This is a genomic window from Mycolicibacterium vinylchloridicum (genome assembly GCF_013404075.1).
Lineage (GTDB): Bacteria > Actinomycetota > Actinomycetes > Mycobacteriales > Mycobacteriaceae > Mycobacterium > Mycobacterium vinylchloridicum.
Genome location: NZ_JACBJQ010000032.1, coordinates 35,252 through 61,484 on the forward strand (window position 1 = coordinate 35,252; position 26,233 = coordinate 61,484).

The following is a 26,233-nucleotide window of genomic DNA, read 5'->3' on the forward strand; positions in this document are numbered from 1 at the left end:
GGCACGCCAACGCGACGAACACGACGACCCACAGTTGGCGCTGTTCGCCGAGGACACCTTCGACCTGCCCACTGATCCCCGGGTCATCGACCCCGGCGGTACCCCGCTGCCCCCGGTGCGCCGCCCCGACCAAGACGTCACCGAGGAGCAGGCACAGAAGACCGCGACGCCGGCCCCGGACACGCTGACCCTCAACACCTCGCAACGACCGGCGCTGACCCTGGTGCCGCCCCTGCAGGCCGACACTCCCGCCACCACAACCCAGGCAACCCAGACCCGGCCGCACCTGAGCGCAGTCCCCGACACCGCCGCACCCACCGTCGACCAGCACCCCCGCGCTACTGAAGCCGTCGCCACCGCGGCCGCCGCCGACACCGCGGCTTCGGAGCAGTCGATCCCCCCCGAGGCCACCGAACAGCAGCAGGAGGTGGCGCATCCGCCAGCGGCGGACTTCCAGCCCGGCACTGACATCCGCGTGCCGTCGGGCACCAAGGCCCGGCTGCTGGCCAACATCGCTGTCATCGACACCCTCATGCGGCTGCAGCACGAGGGACGACCCGCCACCGCCGCCGAGCAGCAGACCCTGGCGTGCTGGTCGGGCTGGGGTGCGATCGCCGACGTCTTCGACAGCCGCAAGGACACCTACCAGTCCCAGCGCGAATACCTCAAAGAGGTGCTGGGGCAGCGGCAGTACCGGGCGGCCTCAGCCAGCACCCTCAACGCCCACTACACCGACCCGGCCATCGCCGAGCACATGTGGAAAGCCCTGCAGCACGCCGGATTCAGCGGTGGCCGTGTCCTGGAGCCCGGCTGCGGATCGGGCACCTTCATCGGGCTGGCACCCGAGAACGCCCAAATGGTCGGGGTGGAGAAGGACCCAATCAGCGCCGCGGTGGCCGCCCACCTGTATCCGTCGGCCCAAATCCGCTCCGAGGGTTTCGAAACCACCAACGTGCCCAACGGCAGCTTCGCCGCCGTCATCGGCAACGTGCCGTTCGGGGACTTCACGCTGCGCGATCCCTCGTACAACCCAAAACGGCTGTCCATCCACAACCACTTCATCGTCAAATCGCTGGAACTGACTGCTCCCGGCGGCTACGTCGTGGTGCTCACCAGCCGGTACACCATGGACAACGTCGACGAGAAGGCCCGGCGTGAAATCCTCGCCCGCGCCGATCTTCTCGGCGCCGTCCGGTTGCCCACCGCCGCATTCCGCAGAGTCGCCGGCACCGAAGTCGTCACCGACATCCTCGTGCTGCGCCGCCGCGAAGCCGACCGCGAAATCGGGGAGGGGGAGGACGGCTGGCTGCAGGTGGCCGACACAGACCTCGTCGGTGACGACGGACAGTTATCGTCGCTGCCGGTCAACACCTACTTCCATGAGCATCCCGAAAACATGCTCGGCACCCCCATGATCGGGCACGGCATCCACGGCAGCACCACCCTGCACGTCCGCACGACCGACCCCTCGGCCGTCCCAGACCAGGTGGCCCGCTGCCTGCGCCGCATCATCGACACCGCCGTGGACACCGATCGCGGCCTCACCGCCAGCCCAGCTGACCTCACCGACGTCAGCGAGGTCAGCTTCGATCCCGGCCTGTTGACCAAAGCCACCGCCGACCAACTGCCCGCCTACGGCACGCTGCGCTACAACGCCGAGGCCGACCGGTTCGAATCCTGGGACCGCGACAAGTGGGTGGAAACCAAGGTCTACCAGAGCCGCAAGGGCGAAACCATCAAACTGCTCGCGCTGCGGGATGCCGCCAACGCAGTAGTGGCCTCACAGCGCAACGGGCTGCCACCAGAAGAACGCGAACAGCTCCGCGGCCAGCTCAACCGCCTCTACGACGCCTACGTCAAACGGCACGGACCCATCCAGCGGTTCAAGTGGAGCACCCCCGCCGAAATCACCCAAGACAAACACGACGAAAAACTCGCCAAAAAGATCGAGTCTTGGCGAAAGAAGAACCCCGACGCCACCCAAGTCCCCGAGGAACTCATCGAGCAGTGGGACCAGGAGGCCTGGGAGACCCCCAGCCCCTACAAGCTGCGCCCGCACATCGTCACCGCCCTGCGCAACGACCCGTCCTGGACCACGGTGCTGGCGCTGGAGTCCTACGACGAGCAGACCAAAGAGGTCCGCAAGGCACCGATCTTCAGCGTCGACCTGTTGGGGCCACCCACCGTCCGCGACCGCGCCGAAACCGCCGAGGAAGCCCTGGCCATCAGCCTCGACCAGCACGGCGGCGTCGACCTCGACCACATCGCCACCCTGCTGGGCACCGACAAAGACGCCGCGCGAGAACACCTGCGCGGCCTGGTATTTCCTTCGCTGCGCGACCCCGAAGTGCTGATCCCTGCCACCACAGCCCTGTCGGGCAACGTGCGCCGCCAATTGCGGCAGGCCAAAAAGGCCGCCGAAAACGATCCCCGCTACCACGAATACATCGACGCGCTGCAAAAGGTGCAGCCCATCGACCGCCAAGCCAGCCAGATCAGCGCCCGCCCCGGATCACCCTGGATCGACGCCCGCTACATCGCCCAGTTCGCCCGCGAGACCTTCGCGCCCTCCGAACACAAGATTCCCCGCGTCAAGGTCGACCACATCCAGGGTGTGTGGACCATCGAATGCCCCAACCACGACCGGGCGCATGCCAGCTTCTTCGAAACCTGGGGCACCCGCTACGACAACCGCGACGCCATCGATCTGCTCGAAATGGTGTGCAACAACAAAGAAATCGTCGTCAAATACACCGCCGAAGAGACCGAGCGCACCGGCCGAACCGGCGTCAACCGCGACGCCACCGTCGCCGCCCAGGCCAAAGCTGCCAAAATCACCGAGGCCTTTCAGAAGTGGATCTTCGCCGACGAGACCCGCCGCGACGAACTGGTCACCGTCTACAACGAACGGTTCAACTCCCTGCGGGCACCCCGCTACTCCGGTGCCGCACTCACCCTGCCCGGACTGTCGCAACGCATCGAACCGCACCCCTACCAACGGGATGCAGTGGCCCGGATCATCGCCGAACCCAACGTGCTGCTCGACCACGTGGTCGGCGCGGGCAAATCCGGCACCATGTTCATGGCCGCCATGGAACTGCGCCGACTCGGGCTGGCACGCCAACCCTGGATCGTGGTGCCCAACCACATCATCGAGCAGGTCGGCAAGGAGGCCAAATGGTGGTACCCCAGCGCCGAAATCCTGCTCGGCGCACCGGGAACCAACCCCGAAGGGCGCCGGCGCTTCGTCGCCCAGTCCGCCACCTCGGACTGGGACATGGTGATCGTGCCGCAGTCACTGTTTGAGGCGATCCCGGTCGGGCCCGAGGTACAACGGGACTACATCGAACGCGAGCTGGAAATCCTGCGAGAGGCACTCAGCGCCACCACCGAGGACACCACCCCGACCAGCGTCAAGCGACTCGAAAAGGCCCTGCAGCGCTACGAAACCAAACTCAACGACCTCACCGATCAAGCCAGCAAGGACACCGGGCTGCGTTTCGAGCAGACAGGCGCGGACTACCTTTTCGTTGACGAAGCCCACATGTTCAAAAACCGGACGAGGCTGTCGGCAGTCAAAGAATTGGCCTGCCCCAACGGGTCTGAGCGTGCCGACGACCTCGCGATGAAGATGGACATGTTGCGCCAGCGCCGCCGCGAGGAGGCCCTGGCCGCCGGCCGCCAGCCCACCGCGGCCGACGAGCGGGTCGCCACCTTCGCCACCGGCACCCCGGTCGCCAACAGTCTCGGCGAAATGTATGTCATGCAGCGCTATCTGCGTCCCGACCTGCTCGAAGACGCCGGAGTGTTCCACCTCAACGACTGGGGAGCAGCGTTCACCTCCACCGTCAACACCGTCGAAGTCAACGCCACCGGCACCCAGCTCAGGCCGGTCACCCGCGTCGGCAAGTTCTGCAACCTGCAGGAGCTGCTGAAGCTGTCGTCGGTGTTCAGCGACGTCATCACCCGCGACCAGGTGCTCGACCAGGCCAACATCGAGCTGCCGGAGCTGGTCGGCGGCAAACGCACCATCGTCAACATCCCGGCCGATCAAGAACTCAAGGACTTCATCACCGATCTGGGCTATCGGGCCACCGCCATCGACCCGAAGAACATGGCCCGCGACAACATCCTCAAGATCAGCAACGACGGTCGTGAGGCTAGCCTGGACCCCCGAATGGTGCACCTGCCCGCCCCGGCGTACTCACGCACCGCTGCCGTGGCCGACCAGATCATGGCGGTGCACAACGCCACCGCCGACCGCATCTACAAAGACCCCCAGCACGGCCACGACATGCCCAATCCCGGCGGCCTGCAGATCGTGTTCTGCGACCGGGGGACACCCACCAAGAAGGCCGGCAAACCCAACAACAGCTTCGGGATGTACACCGCCATCCGCGATGAGTTGATCGACCGCGGCATTCCGGCCGAGAAAATCCGGTTCATCCACGACGCCGAAAAACCCGAGGACAAGCTGCGACTGTTCGATGAATGCAACCGCGGGATGGTGTCGGTGCTCCTCGGATCCACAGAGAAGATGGGCACCGGGACAAACGTGCAGGCCCGCGCCGTCGCCCTGCATCACGTCGATGTGCCCTGGCGCCCAGCCGATCTGGAGCAGCGCGAGGGCCGCATCATCCGACAGGGCAACCAGAACCGCGAGGTCCACATCTTCAACTACGTGGTCGAGGGCAGCTACGACACGGTGATGTGGCAGAAGATCGAGGCCAAATCCCTGTTCATCGAACAGGTCAAACGCGCCGACATCGCCGTCGATGAAGTCGAGGACGTCGGTGGGGGAGACCTCAGCGCCAGCGCCGCCGAAACCAAGGCCATCGCCACCGGCGACCCGCGCTACGTGCGGCAGGTGCAACTGCAGGACGAGATCGACCACCTCGCTGCACTGGAACGCTCCCACCACGAGACGCTGGCCAGCCGCGACCGCGAAATCGCCGCCAACCAACGCCAACTCGCCATCGTCGCCGCCGATCTGCAGGCCCTGGCGCCCGTGGCCGAAGACGTCACCACCCGCGACCCCGAGGCCCGCCCGACCATCCTGGTCGAAGGCCGCCGACACAAGGAGCGCAAGGACGCCGCCGAAGCTTTGGCCACCGTCTGCCGCAATACCTACCACGCCATGAAGAACGCCCCCGGTTACGAGAACCGCCCCCTGAACGTCTCGATCAACGGTGTCGGGCTTCTCGCCCGCCGCGACCACATGAACTCGAAACTATGGATCAAAGCCGACGTGCCGTCAGCCGAAGTCGATGTCACGGTGATGGACCTGCACGCAACCCTGGGCAGTCTCGATGACAACGGCAGCGCCAAAGCCCGAGGCCTGCTCACCCGCATCGAGAACCTCTACAAGGACCTGCCCAACCATCACCAGCGGCTGCAGCGCCACCATGACCAGATCGCCGGCGGCATCGAAGACCTCCAAGCCACCGAGGTCGAGGTGTTCGACCGCGGCGACGAACTGGCCGCGCTCCGGGAAGAACACGCCACCTTGACCACGATGCTGCGGCTGGAAGCCGAATCCGAGGCAGCCAAAGCCAAAGCCGCCGAGGCGGCGCACCGCATGCGCGCCGCCGGCCGCGAACCCGGATGGTCCCTGCACCTCAACCCGACCCCGTTCCTCCTCGAGGAATCCGGTTTCGACACCGCCGAGCAGTACCGCTTCGCCCAAAGAATGGCCGAGCGTGCCCGCGCCGCCGAATACCTTGCCTCCCAACAGGAACCGGGTCAGGAGGCCCACCGCGACACCGACGAAGGGCTGGCACTGTGAACAGCCAGGAACGCACAGACGACCCATGGTGGAGCTACACCCAAGGCTGCGCGGCCGCGCTGAGCAGGGGAGTGGAACCACCCGTGGTGGCCACCCACGGCCCACTGCTGCAGCCCAACGAGGTGACCAGGCTCAGCGCCCCCGCCCACTACAGCCGCCTGGTGGGCGGCGACGGGCACTTCGACCGCGCCGGCGCCCCATTCTTCGTCAACCCGCTGCTCATGGCCGGAGCGATGGCCACCCAAGGAGCGGTCAACCGCGGCCGACGACGCCGCGCCGAGCAGGATGCCCAGCCCAGTTGGCGCAACCACCGCCCAGCCGCGGTGCTCACCACCAACCTGCGGCTCATGTGCAGCCGCCCCGACGGCGGCTACGTGTCGTTCTGGTACCAAGACCTCGCCGAGTTCTACCCCCAACCACACGCCCGCACCCTGGTGATGTCGTTCGACGAAGACCACACCCCGCCCCTGCAACTCACCGGGCCCGCCGTACCCGCGATCAGCCTCTGGGCCGGTCACGCCATCTACGGCGACGCCTGGCGCGAACACCCCCACCTGGCCGCCCTCATCCCACCCACCCAACAGGACCGCCAGCGCGACAACCCCGACCACACCCAAGACCCGGACCATCAGCTCATCGATGGGCTCACCGAGCAGCAGCGCCAATGGTGGATCGACCAACAACAGCGCAGACCACACCGCAACACCCGCAGCGCCGACGAACCCGGACTGAGCCGATGACCACCCCCATCACACTGCACTGCCTCAGCCCCGACGACCTCAGCAGCTACACCCGATCCCGGCTGCGGCACCTCACCAACGGATCAGCCCTCTACATCCCCGGATCACCCGCCGCCGAGTTCCAGCCCCACCATCCACCACGGCTGTACCGACACCCCTACACCAGCACCCAAATGCCCCTGCTGGTAGGCACATTCAACACGCTCACCACCGGCACCGCCGAAACCTGGCTGATCAGCCTGGCCCACCTCGCTCACGCCGACTGCCCCGCCTGTCAAGCCACCTGGACCGAAACCGCCGACCGCCTCGACACCCTCCCCGCCAACATCTCCCTGTTCCACACACAGCAAATTGGAGCGCATTATCTGCTGCTCCACCGCGAAGACCAGCCGTAGTGGCCACTTCGATGGGCGAAGTCCCGCAGCGGCAAATGTGCAGCGAGGAACGGTGTTGATGGAGCCGGGAACTGTCGGGCAAGCTGATTACGATTAAGAGATGCCGCAAGGGATCTTTATCCACGACGCGAACCACTATCTGCATCCGTCGTCGCTTGACGTGATGGACGTCTCCGACCATGACGAGCTGGCCATGTACCTGCGCGCCCATTACCCCCCGGACAGGTTTGTCGAGACCTTCGCAACAGCAGGCCCGTTCGGGCGTCTTGACTTCTGGTTCAGCCGCTGGCCCGGGCAAGACCCGCGCGCTGTCAATCGGCCCGCAACCGAGCTGTTCATGTATACGGCGAAACTGCGGCCAAGCACCGTTCCGCTCCTGCGTGGCCGAGTCATGATCCTCTCCCATGACGCAGACGGCGGCCTCGCCGGGCTAACGAACGACCAAATCCACGCTATCGCGTTGCACGCGAACGGCTGGCGCGGACCAATACGGCTTGAATGGCGCTACGCCGCCGACGCTCATGCCCAGCGGCGCCGGCGCAAGAAACCTCAGCCTGACCGCCGACCACTGACGATCTGAAACGACTCCCCACTGCCAAGCCGACGTTGCCGTATGCTCGCCGAACTCGACGACCGCACCGGCGGCCGGCCGCTGGATCCAGGCCCGCAACCACCACAACCGAAACCACGGCCGCGAGCGAGACGCCGGCCCCGACCTCAGCCTCTGGACAGCTACGGGATTGTGGTCCAGGACGGCAACTACTTGAACTGCCGCCCAGCCGGGGCCGCCGACTTCGAATCCTGACCGGTTCAGGCCCACAGGGCTAATCGTGGGACTGTGTCACGAAAGAGACGTCGTAACCGTCTTTTACAGCTGAGGTGACGATGCGCCGGCATTCGTCGAAGTCATACGCCACGATCCCAGCTCGCCACAAACCGAGTAATCGGTAAATCGGCTCTGAGAGCTGAGCTCCTTCGACGGTGTCGGTCGGTGCACCGCGTCTGATCCGCACATCGTCGGGCAAGCCGTTGGCCCGCCAGCTCAGCACGTCGCTTTCGAACGGAAACCACGTCAGAAAATGCGACTGCAGGGTTGCTTGCAGGATCACCAGCGCCTTCGGGTGTTGTTCAGACGACCCGTAGAGCGAGGTCCTCAGGTTGAACTCTTCCCAAAACACCAACAGGTCGGTGCCAACTACGCCGGCGGCGATCCGCCCCAACTCGGCGATAGCGACCGCGGCGTCCTGGCCACGCCGGTACGGCCGACAGGTCACCTGCCCAACCAGCCTGTCGCCACCCAACCGATCGAAGACGAATACCTGTGGCGACGGCGATAACCCTTGCGGCAGCAGGGTTGTCGTGGCCGCATTAAAGACCGCCGCGGCCGTCGCCTCCATGGCCGCGGTCAACTCGGGAGGCATCGTCTGACCGTACGCCGAGGCACTGACACCTACGACTCTGGTCTCGGTCCGAAACACCGTCCGAGGGCCTGGCCGTCACGCCCCTGCGCCGCGTTCTTCACGGCGGCATCGGGACCTTCAGTAAGAGGCAGCGGACGTCTCACCAATGATGTTGTGAGAGGTCAGATTCTGGCACTTGAATCCTCGGTGAGGTTCCACCGCTCAGCGACGACGTGCGGGATCGGCAGTCCGGAAATGGCCGCGTCCAAGAGGGTGTGGACCGGCAAGCTGGTTGGCAGACGGTGTTTCCAGCGGCCGCTCGGCCCGGTAGATGAGCCCGATGTGAGGCAGTCCAGGTATGCAGTGGCCAGCGACACCCGGCAATCGTGGAGCCACCCTCCGGGACCCCGCTGCTCTTCGAGGAAGGTCAGAGCGATTTCGTAGTCGAGATCGCGCCGGGCCGGATCGGGAGGATCGGGTGGGACCTGGGCGAGCTTTTCGACGAGTGCACGGACTGTGCGACCGTGGGGTCCGTACTCGAAGCCTGGGGTCATGCGTTGCACCACTTCGATGCGGCGAGCCCGAAGTTGGCGGGTGGTGAAACCCGGAACCGATGTGGGTTCGTAGCGCAACGGTCGGGTGGGTATGACCTGCCACACCTCCCACGGCATGCAGCGGTGGGCATAAGGGCCTCCGGCGTACGCCAGGTACGCCGGGTCGTCGAAGAGCCGAAACCCGTTCCAGTGGCGAGACGTCAAGCGCCGTCCCGGTCGCAAGGTGCTGAACTCCTGAACGTTGACGACGTCGCGATCGTGGTAGGCCACGACGTACCAAGGGCGGCTGTCGATGTCAGCAGCGCGTGCCTGTGCATCCAGGGTGGAGGTCATGGTGGGCATTCTGCTCCTTCGGGCTGACAGTCTGCACGGGGGTGATTCGTCACCGTGACGTATTAGTGCGTGGGCAGGGGTGTGGTCGAAGGGGAAGGCCGACCTCGGCCTAGGGGGATTTGAAGACATCGTGGTCTCCGACGCGGCGCCACCGACAGCGCAGTTCGGCGTTGACGGTTACCAATTCGAAGGTGGCTCGCCCGTCGGGACTGGCGAACGACCACGTCATCTCCAAGATGCCGGGCGCGCCGTGCACGGCCTTGACGCGCAGCGACCGCGGCCATGGGGTCCCCGGATCGGCGGCGTAGGCATCGCAGGCTGGGACGAACTTCGTCTTCACCACGTCGCGGAAGGCCGTTCGGTGCTCAGCCTTGAGCTTGCGGTAGTCCGCATCGAACGCCGGTGTGGTCTCGAACTTCACGACTCGGGCTCGGTCTTGGCCCGCGCTTCGTCGGCCTGGGCGTCAAGCTGATCGAGATGGTCCAGCAAGGCGTCGCCGTCGTCGTGAACGGTGACCCGCCCGGCCGCTACGTGCTCGTCGACTTCCTTCTCCCGCTGCTGCCAGCGATCCTGCCAAAACCACCGTTGATCAGCCGGGATCGGTAGCACCGCCCGAAGCTCAAGCACCCCGTCCTCGCGCTCGGTGATCTCGACTTGAGCCCCCGATTCATCGAGGTGCAGTCGGCGCCGAACCTCGGCGGGCAGAGCAACGACACCGCGGCCCTGGACCGCCACGAAACCATGGAAAGCCATACCTCAATCATCCCATAATGCTGTAATGTTGTAAAGCGGTAATGCCGCAAAACGGTATTACCGATAACATCCGTTATGTCAACTCATAGTTGGCGGTAGCGCATACTGACACTTGACTTAGCCATAGTTTCGCAGAATACTTGGCGGCATGGCAACCCCTCGCCTGGTCGAGCTGATCGACAGGTACCGCAACGCTCACGGGGTGAGCGAGTCCGAGCTGGCCCGCCGCATCGGCGTCACGCGCGAGAACCTGCGCAAATGGCGGATCAACGGTGTCCGACGGCTCCCGGACCGCGTGAATCTGGCTGCTACGGCGCGTGTGATCGGCCGCCCATACCGCGAGGTCCTATCGGCAGCCCTGTACGACACCGGCTATCTGGACGCCGACACTGACGCTCCACGGCCCTACGATGAGGTGCTGCGTGACGCCATCAATGTGCTCACTGAAGCGAGTCGGCTCACGAATCAACCGATGCGCCAAACGAGTTCGGGCCAGTGGGAGCCCGACCCCGACCCCCGAGCTGCGCTGGCGATCGACTGGGCGGCATTCGTCACCGATGCACTGGCCGGGGCGGCCGCCAACGCCGGGGGCATCGACGCGATCCTGGCCGGCCGTCCCGGCTCCTGGGAAGCCGCGGTGGTTGGCGACGCACTGCGCGCCGCTGTCGGGCACGACGAGTGGGATCTGTGGCGCCACCGCACCGAACCGGTGACCGTCGTGCTTCACCCCGAGCGGCTGTTGTTCGACAATGACGCCTCGGACTGGTTCAACGAACTCGACAACGCCGAAGCCGAGATACAACGCCGGGAGACCGCCGTGCGGCCTGGCGTCATCTACACCTACGATCAGGACCCGCAGACGCTGCAGTGGGCCATCGACGAGGGCATTGAGGTCATCCCAGGACCTCCCCCGCCGTTGCCAACGGATGAAGAGATCAGGGCATGGCAGGCCGCCGAGCGCGAGAATCCCATCCCGCTAACCCCCGAAGAACAAGCCGAAGAAGACGCGCTGGCGGCCCTGGATGCCCTTCGTGAACGGGTGGAAGCACAGCGCCGTGCCGAACTCGCCGACTACGGCGAGCGGGCCGCAGCCGCGGTTCGTACCGAGCTAGCGGCCCTCAAGCTGCCGGTTCCAGTGTCGGTGACTGTCGACCTCGACACGCCGTGGGATCAGGCCCTTGATTCGCCCACGCTGGGCTGGACGGCAAACGCCATCGACAACGCCGTCGCTGCCGCCGTCTCCACTACACCCACCCCCGACAATCTCCCCGGGACGCTGCTCGAACGCGCCGAAGCGGCGCTGCGCCGCGAGGAAACGGATCATTCCGGCGAGTGAAGCCGTCGACCTGGCCAATTGCAACACAACAACTACGGAGGCTGTAACCGTTTATGACTGGCGTAATTTCCACACCGAATTTGGCGTTCTACTTCCCGGACGAGACCGTTAAGACGCTCAACGAACGTTGGGACGATTGGGTTGCACGAGGAGCCACTGTCGTCACGAAGAAGGACCAGGCTGAAGACACACCCGGGATCTTGTTTGAGCTTCTACGCACCGACATTCGCTTCACACCGGGCCTGACCCCCGCAGTGGCAATCGCTGAGCCGCGTCTGCACCGCGAGCAAACCGCCGCGTCAGGAATTCCGATTTTCTACCCGTGCCTACCGTGGCAGTGGCCGCTGATCCTGGGCGCGCGGTTCAGACAGGAACCCGACGTCTTGTGGGCAATCCCCCGCGAATTGACGGCAAGTGACTTCGAATGAGAACTGGATGCTCGGATTCCAGTTGGCACGCTTTCGCGCCTGGAGTACTCCGCAAGTGCCGGTTCGGTCCCGATGTCGACGCGGGTGCTGAGCAAAATGCCACCACTCGATGAGCTTCTCGATCCGGAATGGTGGCGCTGCGAGACGACCCTGCACACGCGCCTGCGCGACCTCGTTCCCGGCTTCGACAGCATCTGCTCGTTCACCATTCCGTACGCGCGGTTACCCCGGCGACTGAGCGCCTACGCCAAGGAGTTCCCTCGCTGGGCCGATGTGGCGGACCAAACTCCCCAGGCGCTGCTGTTGCGCCCCAAGTTGGGGGCGGCGGCAGTTCGTGCATTGATCGAGGCCGCGCAACGAGCCGTGCAAATTCGGCAAGACACGATCGCCGCCGGCCGGGTCGGAGCCGATGCCGCGGTGGCCAGCCTGCTCGGGCAGCTCGACGGTTTCGACCGTGAAATCCTGTCGGCCCAGGTGTGGGCGCTGGACCCGGTTCCTCAACACGTGGTGGCCCAGCGCCTGGGTGTGCACGCTGTCTCGGTGGGCCGCAACCTGCGCCGGGCGCGAGCGCGGTTCGCCGAGCTGCTCGCCGATCCGGCACACCAGGAGGTCGGCGAGCATGCCGATCAAGTGCGGCAACGCCTGGGCCCGTATCTTCCCGTGGAAGCGGTCCACCTCGACTTACGCCGACTGGGCGTAGAACCCGCGAGCAAGACTGCTGAGGTCCTGCTTCATGTCGCCGGCCCGTATGCCCGCCGTGACGGTTGGATGGAGGACACCTCGACGCCGCCGGGTGGAGGACGCGCGCAGGTGATCGCCGCCGTCGAGGCGGTCTTCGATGCCCAGCCCGCCCCCACCTCCGACACGCTGCTGCGCGCGCTGACGAGCCTGGGAATGCCGACCGGGGTTGCCCTGACCTTTCTCGAAAGCCAGATGAGTCTGCGTCGTTTCGGCGATGTTTGGGTGCACTGGTCAGGTGATACCGCCGCCAACATGACAGAAGCGGCGCTGCACGTCCTCGGAGCCCCGGCGACCGCCGAAGCCATCCTCGCCACCATCGGAACCGGCGCGGCGGCAGGCACCAGCCTGCAGCGTGTCAAAGCGGTTCTGTCCAAGCACGACCGATTCGTTCGCACCAGCCGCAGCACATGGGGGCTGCGGGAGTGGGACGTTGCCGAGTACGTCAACGCCGCGCATGCGATCGGCGAACGCATCGACGCCGGCGGCGGCAAAGCCAGGGTCACCACGGTGATCGACGAGCTTCGGGAACGGTATCCGGATATCAGCGAGGCGTCGATCCGGGCCTATCTCAGCACTCTGGAGTTCGTCGTGGAAAAGGGCGTTGTACGGCGCCGGACCAAGGCTGATGGCTGGCCGGCGCTGCCGCCGCTGAACACGGTCCGTGGCGTTTTCCGTAACGGGGCTAACGAGATTCGTGTCGCGCTACCCGTCACCTCGGAGGTGCTGCGCGGCTCGGGCCAGACGGTCCACCCGTCGGTGGCCGACGCTGCTGGCGTCCGCCCGGGCCGACAGCGAACATTCACCAGTCCACACGGGTCGGTCACGCTGTCTTGGAAGCTGACGTCGACAAGCGGTGTCGGGATCGGTTCGTTGCGCGCCCACGCCGTCGCGGTCAACGCAGCCCCCGGTGACACGCTGGTGTTGGTGTTCATGGTGGCCGATAGGTCACTGGAGGTGGTCCGCGTAGGCGCCGGCGAGGCCGGAAAGGCTCGGTTGCACACACTGCTCGGCCACGCGGTTCGAAAGCCCGCCGCAGCGCTCGCGGCGGCCTTGGACTGTCGACAAGAAGACGTCGGCGCCGTACTTCGCGGCCGTGGAGATGAGGAGCTGGCTGCCGTGCTCGACGCCAACTGGCGCACGCAGCGCACGAGCGATGGGCACGTCGCGTGAAAGAAGCGCCAACGCGGGGCGAGGACCCCAACACCGCACCGCTGCCAGTCCTCAGTCAGTTCTTCACTTGGGCGCCCGGGGAACAGCCCGCGCCCTACGATCCGCCGCGAACTTCAACGGAAACGCTGCGACCCCAAGGCCCTTCCTCGCCCCCTGTGATCGACGTCGTACCACCACCCCAGTCCGCGAACCAGTCAGGACACCGCCGCCGTTGGCTGCTCGCCGTCGGTGCCGTTGCTGCCGTCACCGCGGCCGCCGTGGTCTTCTGGCCCGAGCCCGGCACCACCGACCAGCCCGGAAACTTAGACGACCAGGCCTCCCCCTCCGCGACTGTCGCGTCCCCTCCTCGGCTCGATCCCCGGCTTGCGTCACTTCTGCCAACCGGTTATCCGCCGGGGTCGTGCAAGCCGGTTCCCGCTGACAATCGCAGCGCCGCTGAGTGCGGCCCCAACATCGACGCCCCGAACACCTCCTCGCGATACACCCTCTACCAGGACGCCGATGCCCTGGCTGCCGCACTCGACCAATTCATCAGTGGCACAACAGTTCTCGTCTGCCCGGGAAACTACCTCTCGCCGGGGCCGTGGCGCCGCAACGCAGCACTCGACGTGCCCGTCGGCACCCTGGTGTGTGGCACTAGCCCCCAGGGACATCCCCGGATCGGCTGGACCGTCGACAGCGAGCGACTGCTTGCCAGCATTGAATCCACTCAGGGCGGCCCCACGCTCCCCCAGCTCTACGACTGGTGGTCGAAGCACTCCTGACCCCGGTCGTCGCCTCTAAACGCGCTGCAAGGCAGTCCGGGGGATCACCACCGGGTGGGCAGTGCCCGAACCTGCTGCTCCAGCACAGCCTGGCTGCTTGCGGCCACGTCAGCGTCGTCAACGAGTGCGCACCCCAGATACCCGACCCTGTCGGGGTCCATCACCCCCGACACCTCCATAGCGGGGTCCAGCACCGCTGCCACATGCACTGGAAAGTCCACAATCCCGGACTGCAGAACCCGATTGCCCGCGGCCGGGGTGAGCACCACCGCCGAGACCGTGACTGAACCTCGGTCCTCGCTGAGCAGGTCAGGATGGATGTGATCGCGCTCGACGCCCTCACCCAACGCACACACCACGGCTGGCTGAATCTCGCAGAACCAGTACCGGCCCGGCACCGTCGAACGCAGACGTCCGCTCACCCGCAGCTTCAGGGGCAGGTGCGCGGCAAAGTCCGTCACCGGGAATCCCCGCACACTGTGCAATACGAGACGGGCCACACGAAGACGCTAACACCAACCCGCACAGACGTGTTTACGAACCGTTCCCCAAATGACTAACGATGCACTATTCTGACCCGCATGGACAGGCAGGAACGACCATCACGTGGTGGCCCTTCGGACAGCGCCGCACCGCGGACTACTGCACGCAACCCGCCCCGTCACCTGCATATCCTCGCCGGAGCCGCCGGCACCATCTTCCTGGCGGCATGCCAGGTACCCTCCGTCGCCGGGCAGCCGCCAACCGACGGCCCCGACTACCCCGCCCAACCGCCCGCAGACACCCTCACCGGGCCCGTACCGGTGTCTCGTGTGGTCGACGGCGACACCTTGTCGGTCAAAACCGACAACGGTGACACCAAGGTCCGGTTGATCGGCATCGACACCCCTGAACTGCTCGACCCCCGCTCTCCGGTGGAGTGCTTCGCCCAGGAGGCTTCCGACTTCACCAAGAACGCCCTCACCGGACAGTTGGTGTACCTAGAGGACGATCCCAGCCAGGACAGCGTAGACCGCTACGGCCGCCGCCTGGCCTATGTCTGGACCCTCGACGGCCGCCTCATCAACCTCGACCTCATCGCCGGGGGATACGCCAACGAGTACACCTACTCCACGCCCTACCGCTACCAGCGCCGGTTCCAGGATGCCGAAGCCTCCGCTGCCGAGCGTGAACGTGGACTGTGGAACCCGAAAGCCTGTGCAGCACAGCGCTGAACCACACCGACAACCCCGCATAATGGGAGGCCATCGCCACCCGCATGTGGTATCCTGGAAACGGTTGAACACCCGCCTTCACCAGCGGCAATGCTGACTCTCTGGTGCGGCACGAATCAAAGGGGAGCACCTACAATGAGCACCATGACCACCGCGCCCAAGCGCCCGCCCACCCACGACGAGGCCGTGACCATCGCCGTGGCCGCAAGCGGCCTGGCCGGCCACGACGTCTCGCCCGGCGCGATGGACCTCCTCGACCGAATCGGCCGCGGCGAACTGACCTACGACCAGGCCGTCGCCGAGGTCATCGCGGAGTTCGGTCAGCCCGGCGAATAGCACGTTGGCGTCCTACGACCAGTGGGAGGATTACTTCTGGCCCGATGCGCCAGGGGTTCTGAAAAATCGCCTCAACATCAAAGACAGTTGGCAACTGCGCGAGGCGGAAACGCGGATCAGCTTGGTGCGCATGGCCGAGATCATCACCGAGGACAACCAGCCCGACGTGATCGACCTCAACTACTACTGCGGCATACATCGCAAGATCTTCGGTGACGTCTACGACTGGGCGGGCACACCCCGCACAGTGCCGAAGTTCGCCATGACCAAACAGTGGCGCGATGTCGTCAACTTCGCCCCCGACGATCGCACCGCACCGTGGGTCAAGTACCGCTATCACCCAGGCCCGGAGGTCGCCAACCGCGCGGCCTCCCAATTCACCATGCTCGACTTCGAACTAAGTGACCCGCGAAAACAGGCTCCGCACCAGTTCATTCCACTCATGGCCACCTACTGGGGCGGGCTGGACAACATCCACCCATTCCGTGAAGGCAACACCCGAAGCCAGACGATTCTGTTCCACCAGGTCTGCCGCAAATACGGCTACGAGCTGGACGGCCAAGAGCTGTTCAATCGCCGAGAGGAGTTCATCGGCGCCCGCTTTCACGGACACGCTACCCGAGGGTACGGGCGGTTGATCGCACTGCTGCTCGACACGGTGCACAAGCGCGAGTCCGAACAGCTCAGTGAGCGAGAACAGCAGTGGGCACAATCGCTACGCGAGGCTTCCGAGCGCCCCGCCGGCCCCGGAGGGCTGCACCTCTGACCGCCGGCCCTCCCCTACCCGTGGCGCCCGTCCAGCGCCGTGGACTCACAGCGGTCGCCCGGAGGAGGCAGGAAGTAGGTCGCCCCGCACTCGTTGCACTGCGCGGTGCGGTGCAGAATCCCGCACAGACAGTGGCTTACCCCGATCGTGACGCGGTACGGACCCAGCTCGTGACCATTAGCGCACACCGCCGGATACGGCGGCTCCGACCAGCTCCCATCACGGTTGCGGCGCAACGGAACACCACCGACAACGACCACCTCGTCACCGGTTCCGTCCCCGCCGCGACTGCCCTTGCTCATGTCAGTCATTCTCGCAATCGGGTGGTTTTAGCCACCCGCTCTGGGGTAGGCTCAGCACAGCAGGTCTACCCAACGACCCGAGAGGAACCAGCATCGATGCCCGCCACCGCGACCGGCGCCAAGTCCCGCCCCGACCCTGACACCTCGGTGGCTGAGCGCGTCCTTCCGATCGTGGGCGCCAACGTCATCGCCCGACGCGAAAAGCTGGGCATGTCGCAGCGGGCATTGGCAGAAAAAGCCGGTATCGACCGAGTGTTCCTGCGTCACGTCGAGCAGGGCAACCGCGCGGCCACTCTCGTCTTCCTCGCCAAGATTGCCGACGCCCTCGACACCAGCATCGAAAAGCTCGCCCACGGCGTCTGACCCACATCTGCGGCGATGAACACCCCGACACCGACGCTCCCATCCGGAGATGTCGGCCCCTGCTGGTAAGGATCAACCATGGACCGCAGCACACCGACCCGTCGGCACCAGGTGTTGCACACCTCAGTGCGCAGCGTCCAACGGATGGAAGGGGTGCTGGTGCCGTGAACCCGTTCGACTACAACCCACCCGACTCCCGGCAGGCGCCCGCCAGCGATGAGGTGTACGTCGCGGCGGTCAAGCCGTACTCGGCAGTCTCGCCGTCCGACCGGCAGCCGCTGGCCCGGGTCCGCTACACCAACGGCAAGACCTTCGTCGGGCACCACGTGGTGCGCCACATCGACCTGCTCCGCGAGACCGGCCGCCCGGCGGAATACTGGCTGGTAATCGACCGTCTTGCACGAGAGGTGGTTGAACAGATCGACAACCTGGCCAGCCAGGGCACGATCCGACAGGTCGTCTGCTTCAGCGAACTGCGCTATCAAATCGACGCAGACACCGGTTGGTCACCCGAGGTCGACGCCCTCCCCGCAGAGGACTGGGCCGCGGTGCAGTGGCGCGTCACCGACATTCTGCGCACCGGATAATCCACCCGGCGGTTCCCACTCACAGGCCCGCGCCGCGACCTCAAACCCTCACGCCCCGCCCAACGCGCCCCTCCACTCGGAAAGGCCAGCGCCTGCCGCAATCCCGGTGGTGTGAGGGGCGGTCTGCACACAGGGCCGCGCGGTCGCCGCCGCGCCACACGGTGGGCTGCGTGCCGTGCCCCGAGGCCAGACGTGGCCTGGACAAGGAGAAGCGCCGACGGATCGGTACCCGCATGGGCAGCCCGCTCCCGCTCGACGCGTGGGTCAGGCTCAGAACAGAAAGTCGCTGTTGGCCTGCGCCCACAAGGTCTCGAACGAGGGGCGCTGCTTGTCGTCCACCACCGCCGGAGCCACGACGAAGAAGTGCTCGCAGTTCGCCGCCGCGGCAAGGCGGTGCCGAACGATGCGGTCACCGCCGATGTCGCGGCGGCCGGGCAGCTCGGCCAGGTGGGCATCCATGTCGGCCCGTGACCCGCACGCCAGGCGGCGCACCGACCGCGCCGTGACGCCCTTGCGGCCCTCACGGCCCGACGGGGTGACCCGGCGAACCTCGTAGACGGCGAAGTCGGTCTCATCCCACAGCCGGTGGAACGCCACCTCGACCTCGGCCAGTCCGGCCTCGGAGATCATCTGGGCCACACTGCTTCCCGCGATCAGGGTCTGGCGTTCGTTGAGTCGCCGCGACACCGCCTCCATGAACATCGCCTTCGCGCCGGCCATCGGCTCCCGGCGGTAGCGCTGCACCATGTTGGCCCGGCCTGCCGCCGTCGACATGGCATAGACGCAGAACGTGCAGCAGCTCTTGGACCAGGACGTGCCGAGTTTGGACTGCACATACTCAGCGCAGGCCTGTCGATCCATCCCCCACTCGATCAGGGGATACCATCCTGTGCGGCGCGAGTTGTTGTACAGCCGGTCCTTATCCGCCCGTCGCTGTTCGCCGGCCTCGAAACCGATGACGTGCCGGTAGGGCTGACCCCCGGTAACCATGGTGATCACCGGATCGAGTGCCCAACCCTTCGCGTGGACCGAGCACTTGCGGGCACCGCCGAGCTGCGGAACCGTTCCAGCAGTGATCATTTCGGTCGACAGCCGGTAGTTCCCGTCTATGTGGAGCTGCTGCGGACAGGTGGAATCATCCAGGATCACCACACCGTCCCCACTGCTCGTTGTGGTCCGCTCCGACCGCGCACATTGGATGTAGCGCACCCCGTTGGCCCGAAACAGCGGAAGCACATGCTTCTCCACATCCCGTGCCGTGGAGGCGAATTCATCACCGGTCATCGCCGTCACCACCACCATGTCGGCCAGGTCGAAATCCCGGGCCTGCGGCTCGGTCAACCACCGCAACAACAGACAGGTGCTGTCCAATCCGAGGCCGTAGGACACCACGACGGACGGACGCCGAGCACCATCGGCGATCCCCGGGATCTCCAATTCCATTGCGCCCGTGTTGAACATCGGTCCTCCGCAAACTCGAGGGATGGATGGCTATAGCCTACCACAAATGGTAGGCTAAAGGCACCCGCCCGTCCGAGACAGATTGGAGAACTCCGGTGACCGATCACACCGACGCCCACGCCGCCGACCTCAGCGCCCTGCGCCGCAACTACACCTTCGACCGGGCCCGTGACGCCATCGTCACCGCCGTCGCTCAGCTCGTCGACGCCCGGGCCACGCTGATCCTGGCCGAACGACTGCACGATCACCTCGGCGTCATGGATCACAGACTGCTAACCCACAGCATCCTGACCCTCGACGCCGACCTGCACACGCTGCAGGAAGGCCTAGCCGCCACCACCGCCGCGCTGGCCCGATTCCGGGGCCTGCCACAGCCCGCCCGCATCAGCGAGTACGTTGCCGACGACGGCGTGCCCGTCGTGCAGATCGACACCGCGCCCGATGCGGCCCCGATCCGAGTCAACCTCAACGACACCCGCATCCACGACGTCGCCACCGCGCCCCAGGCCGCGACTCCGAACACCGCCGACTACTGGCCTACCGAGGCCGGGCTAGTGGCCCTCAACGCCACGGCCGGTGACTACGGTCGGCACTGACTCCTCGCCACTCGCTGGCTCAACAGTTGCGAGCTGGCTGATCTGCGGTCTTCGTCCGTCACGCACCAGGCGGCGGGACAACCGCTGTGGTGGCCGGCGCCGCCGAGGCCGGTGGTGCTTCTGACGGTATCGCCGCGGCGGGCTGGCCCTGTGCTGGCGGCGCTGGGGGCGCAGGGCTGGCCGGGGCTGGACCGTGGGGCTGCCCCTCGACGGGCGTACCCGAGCTGCCGGGGGCCTCAGCGGTGGCAGCCTCCGGCGCTGGAGCACCCGCCGGGGTGCCCGTGCTGCCCGTGGGCAACGGGGTGCCCGAACTTCCGGGCAGCGGGGCCCCGGAGCTTCCCTCGGGGACACCCTCGGCGCCGCTGGCGGCTGGTGTGGCAGGCACCAGGCCTGGTTCCTGCTCAGTGGGGACCGCAGCCGCGGCCGCCGAGCCGCTGCCCGAGGAGCTGGTGCCGGGTGTGCGACTTGCTCCGGTACTGGCCCCACCGTCGCGCGGTGCTGGCGCCGGTGTAACCCACACCGCCAGATCGGTGCCGCCGGCGTTGTAGACGACGCTATCGGGCTCGGCCCCGGTCACGTCGAAGTAGAGCTTGCCGGTCGTCTGCTGGCCCTGAGCGATCGTGGCAGGGTTGACGCCCTGGGGTGTGGCCGCACCGAACAGGACGCGGTAGGTCTCGCCGTTGCGGGCGCGGGCATTGAAGTTCGACACGATCGGGATTACCGACCCCGCGAGGGCGGTGTCGGTGGCCGTCGCCTCCCACAGCACCCCATAGACCCGATGCGGGATCACATCGCTGCTGGGCTTGAGGTCTTTGACGGTCCAGCCCTGCACCACGTCGCCATTGACCAGCTCGGCCTGGCTGCCGAGGGTCGTCGTGGTGGGCTCGGCCAGCACCGCTGGCGCGCCCGAGAGCCCCAGCGCCGCAGCTAGTGCTGTCGAGGCGATCGCGGTGGAGACGGTTGAGGTCTTCACGGATTTGAGTCTCCTGTCGCTGTCGTCTTCCGTCGTCCAGGTTCCCGACAGAAAACTGTCGTCCTCTTTGCAAGCTATCAGCCGCTGAGGCCAAACACGCTGGTTACCGAGGAGGCGGGGGCCGGGCACCCCTTCGGCGGGCCGCCCGCCACCTCGTGTGCAACATCCCCTCTGACATCCGCTGCAACATCGCCTGCAACACGGCCTCTGGCGGCACCCCTAGATGGGCGACCAGGCCAGGTCGAATGCCGGGTCCTGGCTCGCATCCCGGTGGGCCGGCTTGCACCCAGGCGCAGCCGCGGCCGCGTCGCCCGCAGCCCCGTCGTCGGCCGCCGACGCCGCCTCAACCGGATCAACGACAGCCAGGACAAGGCGAACGTCGCCCTACGCCCCGATCTGCCGACCAAGGCTGCTGAGCCGCTAGCACGAAATACACTGCCGCGTATGGCTTTCAGAGCATAAACGGGTGGCTAAAGCCATCCGTTAGTGGTAGGCTAAAGGCACCCATACAGAAAGGCCGCGGAGCCCGCCATGACCGCCACCTCTGAACGCCCGCAGGGAACCGTCACCGGCGGTGACGTGCCTGACCTGCGTTGCTACGACGTCATTCTGGTCAACTCCAGCGCCGGAAAGGACTCCCAAGCCAGCCTCGACGTGGTGGCTGCCGCCGCCCGCCGGGCCGGAGTGGTTCACCGCGTCGTGGTGGTGCATGCCGATCTGGGCGAGGCCGAATGGGATGGCGTGCCCGAACTCGCCGCCGAGCACGCCACCCACTACGGCCTGCGATTCGAACTGGCCCGCCGCGAACGCAACGGAGCCCTCTACACGATCCTGGATCACGTTCAGCAACGCCGACTTTGGCCCAGTGCCTCCCAGCGTTGGTGCACATCGGATTTCAAGCGCGGTCCGATCCGCAAGGTGATGACCAAGCTGGTCGCCGAGCTGCGCGACAGCGGCCAGGTCGCCGGCCGCCCCGTGCACCTGCTCAACGTCATGGGCCTTCGCGCCGAGGAGAGCAGCGCCCGCGCCCGCCGACTGGCCTACTCCCCCAACACGGCCGCCTCCAACGGACGTCGCCGCGTCGATGACTGGTACCCCATCCACCACTGGTCCACCAAACAGGTCTGGGAGCGCATCCGCGCCGCCGGCACCCGCCCCCACCGGGCCTACATCGAAGGCATGTCACGCCTGTCGTGCAGGTTCTGCGTCCTAGCGTCCCGCGCCGACCTGGTGTGCTCGGCTCGCCTGAACCCCGAGCTGGCCCGCCGCTACGCCGAGGTCGAAGTCGAGACCGGTCACCGATTTCGCGCCGACCTATCGATGGCCGACATCATCGCCGAATCCCAAGCCGGTGAGCAAGGCGCCTTCATCGCACTCGCGGACCTGCACCCCATCGGGGCATGACCACCCACGCCAGACAGGAGCGACCATGACCGCCAACATCATTCACCCCGTGCAGGGCCGAGATTTCCACGCCGCCCGCCGCGTAGCGGTGTACAAGAACCTCCACAAGGCCGCCTGGTCGATCAAAGCTCTCGACGGTCCCCACAAGGGCAAAGTCGTCGCCCACGCCGCATCCGTCGGCCTGCTCGACTGCGCCATGCACGTCGGCCTCACCGCGCAGCAGCGCATCGCCCAGGGCGCACCCCGCGAGGTGCACGCCTGGATCGCCGGCCGCCTGAGCGAGGTCACCATCGACCACCCCGCCCGTGTCGTATACCGCCCGCACGAACGGCCCGAGTTCTACCTGCCCAGCACCGGTCACGCCGTGCACACCGCCCCGGCGGTGCTGTTCACCGACCACGCCTACGTCAACGCGGCCTGAGTCCCTTCGGAAGGAGACCACCATGACCACCCCCGCACCAGTCCTGCCCGCCATCCCCGACGACGCCCTGCGCGAGCTGCTCAACGCCTACTTCGTCGCCCGCGACGACCTCTACGAAGCCGAGGCCGCCGCCGGGCCCGACGACCCCAGCCGCGCCATCAGCCAGCAGGCCGTCATCGACCTCGCCGACGAGCTGGTTGCCCGCTTCGTCCCCGACATCGCCGCCCGCTGCGCCCTGACCGGCGAAGACCCCGCCGACCTCGCCTACACCGGCCCGACACTGCCCAGCCCAGGCCACACCATCTCAGCCATCCAACCCGGCGTCGGCCGCGTCTGCGGCTCCGTCGAGGCCGTCAGCGACCGCGGCGTCCTCGTGCAATGGCAGTACACCAACCTGCTGCCCATCACCTACCCCTGCAGTCAAGTGGTGCCCACCGCGTGGGGATGGCACATCCGCCGCACCTGATCACCCCTGCACCCAACGCACCCCAAACCCCGGCCCGGAGAAAGGAATCCACCATGCCCACCACCGATCGCTTCGCCGACAGCGTGCGCCACCACTTCAGCAACCCGCCGCAAGATTGGACCGTCCGCAAGCTCGACACCCGACGTTGGGCGATCGTCAACACCGCCGAGGACATCGTCAGCACCCACCGCACCCGCGCTGACGCCGAGCACAACCGCAGCGCCGGCCCCGACGCGCGGATCTGGGCTGACCGCACCGCCTGGTATCTGGGCACCAGCACCGACCCACGTTGCCGCGCCCTCACCCCCGAGGAACTGCGCACCATCGCCACCGTGCTCATCGACCTCGACCACCCCGAGGCCCCCGCCGCCTGCCACCGCGCCTGGCCCGACGCCGAGTTCTGCGACGTGTGCGACCTGCCCCTGCGCGGGCCCAACCGGCTATGCCCCCACTGCGATCACTGCGCCACCGAGGGCTGCACCAACCCGCTGGACGACGGCGAAGGTTTCGACGGCTACTGCGGAGATTGCGCCGACCGCCGCGACCACCTATACGCCTAACCCCCGCCGAGCGCACCGGGCTGGACTGCGGCAGGTATACGCCGGCCTAGCACCCCGACGTAAACCACCACGACAGTCCAGCCACGTCCGACGGGAAAAGGGCCGTGCTGCACCCAGGTCCAGGGCGACAACGTCTACCAGCCACCACCGACCAGCCACCCAACCCCCATCACAAGCACAAGGAGCAAGGAGCAGAGATGCCCGACGACATCGTGGCCCGCGCCAAAGCCGCCCTGGACGGAGTGACCTACGGACCGTGGGAGATCGACGAACGATACCCAATCATCTGGCTGGGCGACTTCTGTCCGGGATTCCGCATCGAAAGCCACTACAAAGCCGAGGAGAACGCGACGTTCGTCATTGAGTCGCGCAGCCTCGTTCCCGAGCTGATCGCCGAAATCGAAGCATTGAGAGCAACGGTGGCCAGATTGACCACGAACCCATTCGGGAGCACGGCTGACTCCACGACACGCCTGGCGAAGCGTTTCTGAGTGCGAACGTCACACGCAGCTCCCCGCACGTCCGTGTCATTCCCGGGGCGAAACCGAAACCGCTGATACACAGGCGACTCCCGCCGCTATGGGTGGCTATAGCCCCCCGTTAATGGTAGGCTATAGCCATCCACCCTCGAGAGGAGCCCCCGATGCCTGAACCGCAACCGGTCACCCTTCGCACCGTGCCGGCCTACCGCTACCGCGAGCACCTGCTGTGCCCGACATGTGCCCAGGCGGCGATCCTGCCGATCACCGAAGGTGCCGAGTACGACGACACCGAACACGTCCTCGATGTCGTTGCCCAGGACCGCGGCATCGACCGCACCACGGCCACCAGTGACGCCTTCCCGACACCGATTCCGGCCGCCGAAGCCCTCAACCAGACCTGCGGTGAGTGTGAGGCGACGCTGCTGGAGGGCGACTACTGGACGCTCTACCACGCGGCCCTGGACGCCATCGCCGCCGAGGCCGACTCCGTTGAAGCGCTCATTGCCGTGCTCAACCACTTCTACCGGGCCGAGTCCGGAGCGGCGTTCCACCCCGGTGGCGCCGACCGCGACCTGTGGAACGTCCTGCGGTGGGAGCGCAGCGACTGGACGACGGCCTGGTCCAAGGCCAGCTACTGGTATGCGATGCGCGACAGCCAGGGCAACGCCTTCACCTTCACCGAAGGCGACATCGATCGGGGGTCGCAGCCGTGAACGCCATCGCAGCAACGCACCCCAACGAGCAGGACGGAGAAACCGCAATGAACATCACCCTCTACACCAAGCCCGGATGTGTGCAGTGCCGCGCCACCGCCCGCCAGTTCGACAAGGCCGACGTGCGTATTCAGACCGTCGATGTCTCCGTCGACACCGCAGCCGCGCAACTGTTGGAAGACCTCGGCTTCCGTAGCGTGCCCGTGGTCATCGCCGACGGGCAGTCCTGGGCCGGGCATCGGCCCGACCGCGTGGACGCAGTGATTCGCCAGAAGGCCGAGGCGATGTCATGCCCGCGACTCTGAGCGAGGAACAACGCCACCTGATCGCCTTCGTCGCACGGTCCAACGGAACCATGCTGCTGGAGGCCATCATCGACGACCACGCGATGCGGGCTCTGCTCGCCCGGGCAGGAGGAGCCTCGGGGCGGCCCACCGCCCCCGACGGTGCCCCGGACTGGATGATCAGCTACTGGACCCTCGGAGACAGATTCGTCAGCCCCGGCCGCGACAAGGTTCGCGTCAACGTCACCGCCGCCCAGGTCCGCAATCTCGGCCGGCGCCTACCCGCCGAGCTGCACGCCGAAATTCGCCGATGCCTCGACGCCCACCGCGCCGAGCGCGAGCGCACTCGCGAATGGTGCTACTGCCCCTATGCGCACACCGCCCCCAACGCCCACAGTGGCCCGTGCACTCGCCATCACCCCAGCGACGACGAGGACGCCGAACACCGCCACCGCACGACCGAACTGCGCACCTGGTCGGAAACGCTGCTGCGCCAAGCCCTCCACCCCGCCGCCGGCGTGCAGCTCGACCTGTTCGCCACCCTCCGCTGAACTCCTGACTTACAGCCGTCGCGGCCACCCGACACGCACTGCGCCACAAGGGTGATGCCGCTATTGGTGGTTGCCTATAGCCACCCATCAATGGTAGGCTATAGGCATCCACCACAGGGAGGACGGCCCCACGATGAGCACCTGCACCTGCCACTCGATCCGCGAAGGTCACGGCGGAATCACCTACACCCTCCACATCCTCGGCGTCCTGTGCGACCACTGCGAAGCCGCCATCGCCGACGCCGAAGCGCAGGCCGCATGGGACGCCATGACCCCGGCCGAACAGATCGCCGCCCGCTGGAACTACGCCCGCCGGTACTCCCTTCCCCGCCGCCGCCCCGGAGCCCCCGTCATC

General features: G+C 66.5%; 31 protein-coding genes. 23 read left to right on the forward strand and 8 right to left on the reverse strand.

Annotation, left to right across the window (positions count from 1 at the left end; translation table 11 throughout):
• Positions 1–34 precede the first annotated feature (34 nt).
• From HPC46_RS23320 to HPC46_RS23335, 4 genes are all read left to right on the forward strand, one after another.
• Positions 35–5,785 carry a helicase-like domain-containing protein gene (locus tag HPC46_RS23320; RefSeq protein ID WP_179474348.1) on the forward strand — a complete coding sequence of 1,917 codons (5,751 nt, stop codon included), beginning with the start codon at positions 35–37 and terminating at the stop codon, positions 5,783–5,785.
• Positions 5,782–6,525 carry a hypothetical protein gene (locus HPC46_RS23325; protein ID WP_179474350.1) on the forward strand — a complete coding sequence of 248 codons (744 nt, stop codon included), beginning with the start codon at positions 5,782–5,784 and terminating at the stop codon, positions 6,523–6,525. The genes HPC46_RS23320 and HPC46_RS23325 overlap by 4 nt, the downstream gene beginning before the upstream one ends.
• A complete protein-coding gene (locus tag HPC46_RS23330) occupies positions 6,522–6,920 on the forward strand; it encodes a hypothetical protein (protein ID WP_179474352.1) in 399 nt (132 codons plus the stop codon). Before HPC46_RS23325 ends, HPC46_RS23330 begins: the two co-directional genes overlap by 4 nt.
• Positions 6,921–7,020: 100 nt before the next feature.
• On the forward strand, positions 7,021–7,500 hold the full coding sequence (locus HPC46_RS23335) for a hypothetical protein (RefSeq protein ID WP_179474354.1): 480 nt from the start codon (positions 7,021–7,023) through the stop codon (positions 7,498–7,500).
• A 244-nt stretch (positions 7,501–7,744) separates the two neighbouring features.
• On the opposite strand, the gene HPC46_RS23340 is transcribed toward HPC46_RS23335, so the two are convergent.
• The 4 genes from HPC46_RS23340 to HPC46_RS23355 all read right to left on the reverse strand — a co-directional run bounded on the left by HPC46_RS23340 (position 7,745) and on the right by HPC46_RS23355 (position 9,960).
• Positions 7,745–8,329 carry a hypothetical protein gene (locus tag HPC46_RS23340; protein WP_179474356.1) on the reverse strand — a complete coding sequence of 195 codons (585 nt, stop codon included), beginning with the start codon at positions 8,327–8,329 and terminating at the stop codon, positions 7,745–7,747.
• 173 nt (positions 8,330–8,502) lie between these two features.
• A complete protein-coding gene (locus tag HPC46_RS23345) occupies positions 8,503–9,207 on the reverse strand; it encodes a hypothetical protein (RefSeq protein WP_233716593.1) in 705 nt (234 codons plus the stop codon).
• 109 nt (positions 9,208–9,316) lie between these two features.
• Complete coding sequence (locus HPC46_RS23350; RefSeq protein ID WP_073682041.1) at positions 9,317–9,628, reverse strand: hypothetical protein; 312 nt, start codon at positions 9,626–9,628, stop codon at positions 9,317–9,319.
• Positions 9,625–9,960 (reverse strand): AbrB/MazE/SpoVT family DNA-binding domain-containing protein, encoded by a 336-nt coding sequence (locus HPC46_RS23355; RefSeq protein ID WP_179474360.1) that lies wholly within the window; start codon positions 9,958–9,960, stop codon positions 9,625–9,627. The genes HPC46_RS23350 and HPC46_RS23355 overlap by 4 nt, the downstream gene beginning before the upstream one ends.
• 148 nt (positions 9,961–10,108) lie before the next feature.
• Between HPC46_RS23355 and HPC46_RS23360 the strand changes: the two genes are divergently transcribed.
• The 4 genes from HPC46_RS23360 to HPC46_RS23375 all read left to right on the forward strand — a co-directional run bounded on the left by HPC46_RS23360 (position 10,109) and on the right by HPC46_RS23375 (position 14,399).
• A complete protein-coding gene (locus HPC46_RS23360; protein WP_179474361.1) occupies positions 10,109–11,296 on the forward strand; it encodes a helix-turn-helix domain-containing protein in 1,188 nt (395 codons plus the stop codon).
• Between the two features lie 53 nt (positions 11,297–11,349).
• Complete coding sequence (locus HPC46_RS23365; protein ID WP_179474363.1) at positions 11,350–11,724, forward strand: hypothetical protein; 375 nt, start codon at positions 11,350–11,352, stop codon at positions 11,722–11,724.
• Positions 11,725–11,820: 96 nt separating this feature from the next.
• Complete coding sequence (locus tag HPC46_RS23370; protein WP_179474365.1) at positions 11,821–13,635, forward strand: hypothetical protein; 1,815 nt, start codon at positions 11,821–11,823, stop codon at positions 13,633–13,635.
• A 155-nt stretch (positions 13,636–13,790) separates the two neighbouring features.
• A complete protein-coding gene (locus tag HPC46_RS23375; protein ID WP_233716594.1) occupies positions 13,791–14,399 on the forward strand; it encodes a protein kinase in 609 nt (202 codons plus the stop codon).
• Between the two features lie 44 nt (positions 14,400–14,443).
• On the opposite strand, the gene HPC46_RS23380 is transcribed toward HPC46_RS23375, so the two are convergent.
• A complete protein-coding gene (locus HPC46_RS23380) occupies positions 14,444–14,899 on the reverse strand; it encodes a hypothetical protein (protein ID WP_179474367.1) in 456 nt (151 codons plus the stop codon).
• Positions 14,900–14,980: 81 nt separating this feature from the next.
• Between HPC46_RS23380 and HPC46_RS23385 the strand changes: the two genes are divergently transcribed.
• From HPC46_RS23385 to HPC46_RS23395, 3 genes are all read left to right on the forward strand, one after another.
• The gene (locus tag HPC46_RS23385; protein ID WP_179474369.1) at positions 14,981–15,613 is read left to right on the forward strand and encodes a thermonuclease family protein; all 633 of its coding nucleotides are present in this window, start codon (positions 14,981–14,983) and stop codon (positions 15,611–15,613) included.
• A gap of 144 nt (positions 15,614–15,757) precedes the next feature.
• The gene (locus tag HPC46_RS23390; protein WP_233716595.1) at positions 15,758–15,949 is read left to right on the forward strand and encodes an antitoxin VbhA family protein; all 192 of its coding nucleotides are present in this window, start codon (positions 15,758–15,760) and stop codon (positions 15,947–15,949) included.
• A gap of 4 nt (positions 15,950–15,953) precedes the next feature.
• Complete coding sequence (locus HPC46_RS23395; RefSeq protein WP_179474373.1) at positions 15,954–16,715, forward strand: Fic/DOC family protein; 762 nt, start codon at positions 15,954–15,956, stop codon at positions 16,713–16,715.
• Positions 16,716–16,729: 14 nt separating this feature from the next.
• On the opposite strand, the gene HPC46_RS23400 is transcribed toward HPC46_RS23395, so the two are convergent.
• A complete protein-coding gene (locus HPC46_RS23400; protein ID WP_233716596.1) occupies positions 16,730–17,017 on the reverse strand; it encodes a hypothetical protein in 288 nt (95 codons plus the stop codon).
• 96 nt (positions 17,018–17,113) lie between these two features.
• Here HPC46_RS23400 and HPC46_RS23405 point away from each other — a divergent pair, with 96 nt between their 5' ends.
• The gene (locus HPC46_RS23405) at positions 17,114–17,380 is read left to right on the forward strand and encodes a helix-turn-helix domain-containing protein (protein ID WP_179474377.1); all 267 of its coding nucleotides are present in this window, start codon (positions 17,114–17,116) and stop codon (positions 17,378–17,380) included.
• A gap of 164 nt (positions 17,381–17,544) precedes the next feature.
• Positions 17,545–17,967 (forward strand): hypothetical protein, encoded by a 423-nt coding sequence (locus HPC46_RS23410; protein WP_179474379.1) that lies wholly within the window; start codon positions 17,545–17,547, stop codon positions 17,965–17,967.
• A gap of 270 nt (positions 17,968–18,237) precedes the next feature.
• On the opposite strand, the gene HPC46_RS23415 is transcribed toward HPC46_RS23410, so the two are convergent.
• A complete protein-coding gene (locus HPC46_RS23415) occupies positions 18,238–19,428 on the reverse strand; it encodes a hypothetical protein (RefSeq protein WP_233716597.1) in 1,191 nt (396 codons plus the stop codon).
• A gap of 95 nt (positions 19,429–19,523) precedes the next feature.
• Here HPC46_RS23415 and HPC46_RS23420 point away from each other — a divergent pair, with 95 nt between their 5' ends.
• The gene (locus HPC46_RS23420) at positions 19,524–20,024 is read left to right on the forward strand and encodes a hypothetical protein (protein WP_179474381.1); all 501 of its coding nucleotides are present in this window, start codon (positions 19,524–19,526) and stop codon (positions 20,022–20,024) included.
• A gap of 58 nt (positions 20,025–20,082) precedes the next feature.
• Here the strand turns inward: HPC46_RS23420 and HPC46_RS23425 are convergent, their stop codons facing one another.
• Positions 20,083–20,997: an MPT63 family protein gene (locus tag HPC46_RS23425; protein ID WP_179474383.1), complete on the reverse strand. Its 915-nt coding sequence runs from the start codon at positions 20,995–20,997 to the stop codon at positions 20,083–20,085.
• Between the two features lie 531 nt (positions 20,998–21,528).
• Between HPC46_RS23425 and HPC46_RS23430 the strand changes: the two genes are divergently transcribed.
• The 9 genes from HPC46_RS23430 to HPC46_RS23470 all read left to right on the forward strand — a co-directional run.
• On the forward strand, positions 21,529–22,401 hold the full coding sequence (locus tag HPC46_RS23430) for a phosphoadenosine phosphosulfate reductase domain-containing protein (RefSeq protein WP_179474385.1): 873 nt from the start codon (positions 21,529–21,531) through the stop codon (positions 22,399–22,401).
• Between the two features lie 25 nt (positions 22,402–22,426).
• Complete coding sequence (locus tag HPC46_RS23435) at positions 22,427–22,822, forward strand: L5-gp82 domain-containing phage-derived protein (protein WP_179474387.1); 396 nt, start codon at positions 22,427–22,429, stop codon at positions 22,820–22,822.
• A 22-nt stretch (positions 22,823–22,844) separates the two neighbouring features.
• Positions 22,845–23,288 carry a hypothetical protein gene (locus HPC46_RS23440; RefSeq protein WP_179474389.1) on the forward strand — a complete coding sequence of 148 codons (444 nt, stop codon included), beginning with the start codon at positions 22,845–22,847 and terminating at the stop codon, positions 23,286–23,288.
• Positions 23,289–23,341: 53 nt separating this feature from the next.
• Positions 23,342–23,848, forward strand: coding sequence for a hypothetical protein (locus tag HPC46_RS23445; RefSeq protein ID WP_179474391.1), 507 nt, complete (start codon positions 23,342–23,344; stop codon positions 23,846–23,848).
• Positions 23,849–24,045: 197 nt separating this feature from the next.
• Positions 24,046–24,339 (forward strand): hypothetical protein, encoded by a 294-nt coding sequence (locus HPC46_RS23450; RefSeq protein WP_179474393.1) that lies wholly within the window; start codon positions 24,046–24,048, stop codon positions 24,337–24,339.
• Between the two features lie 152 nt (positions 24,340–24,491).
• Positions 24,492–25,043: a hypothetical protein gene (locus HPC46_RS23455; RefSeq protein ID WP_179474395.1), complete on the forward strand. Its 552-nt coding sequence runs from the start codon at positions 24,492–24,494 to the stop codon at positions 25,041–25,043.
• Positions 25,040–25,348: a glutaredoxin family protein gene (locus HPC46_RS23460; protein WP_325096743.1), complete on the forward strand. Its 309-nt coding sequence runs from the start codon at positions 25,040–25,042 to the stop codon at positions 25,346–25,348. Before HPC46_RS23455 ends, HPC46_RS23460 begins: the two co-directional genes overlap by 4 nt.
• Complete coding sequence (locus HPC46_RS23465) at positions 25,333–25,878, forward strand: hypothetical protein (protein ID WP_179474397.1); 546 nt, start codon at positions 25,333–25,335, stop codon at positions 25,876–25,878. Before HPC46_RS23460 ends, HPC46_RS23465 begins: the two co-directional genes overlap by 16 nt.
• A gap of 133 nt (positions 25,879–26,011) precedes the next feature.
• On the forward strand, positions 26,012–26,233 hold a 222-nt coding region (locus HPC46_RS23470), incomplete at its 3' end, for a hypothetical protein (protein WP_179474399.1).